Below are 505 nucleotides of genomic sequence, written 5' to 3'. Positions count from 1 at the left end.
GGGGGCCGGGGATCGATCATCGGGTCGATCCTGGGTCTGCTGATCTTCACCGTGATCACGAACCTGTTCATTCTCAACGGGCTCAACACCAGCGACCAGCTGGTGGCCAAGGGCCTGATCATCGTGGCGGCCGTGCTGCTCCAGCGACGTTCCCTGCGCTCCCCTACCTGATCGTCATCCCTTAACACATCAAGGAGAAATCACATGTCCAACCCATTAGCTCGTAGGGGTTTCCTCGTCGGCGGTGCGGTTATCGGTGCGGGTGCGCTGGTGACGGCGTGCACGGGTAACGAGGCGCCGGCTCCGGCCGCTGCTTCTGCTCCGGCTCCGGCTCCGGCCGCGACCGGTGGGAACGACGCCCCCGGTGACAAGGTCGTTATCGGGTTCTCGGCGCCGGCGGCCGATCACGGGTGGATCGCCGCGATCGCGAAGAACGCCGAGGCCGCGGCCAAGGAGTACTCCGATGTGGAGTTCAAGCCGGTCGAGCCGACCAATGACATCAACG

The 505-nt window shown here is 64.8% G+C and carries 1 pseudogene; it reads left to right on the top strand.

Features of this window, described 5'->3' with window-relative positions:
- Nucleotides 1-204: 204 nt before the first annotated feature.
- Nucleotides 205-505 (top strand): annotated as a pseudogene (locus tag ABD817_RS39500) (sugar ABC transporter substrate-binding protein); the annotation flags it as partial.

The sequence above is a fragment of the Streptosporangium oxazolinicum genome (assembly GCF_039537505.1).
Lineage (GTDB): Bacteria > Actinomycetota > Actinomycetes > Streptosporangiales > Streptosporangiaceae > Streptosporangium > Streptosporangium oxazolinicum.
The sequence above is the reverse complement of the archived record's forward strand: the minus strand, read 5'-3'. Positions and strand labels throughout refer to the sequence as shown.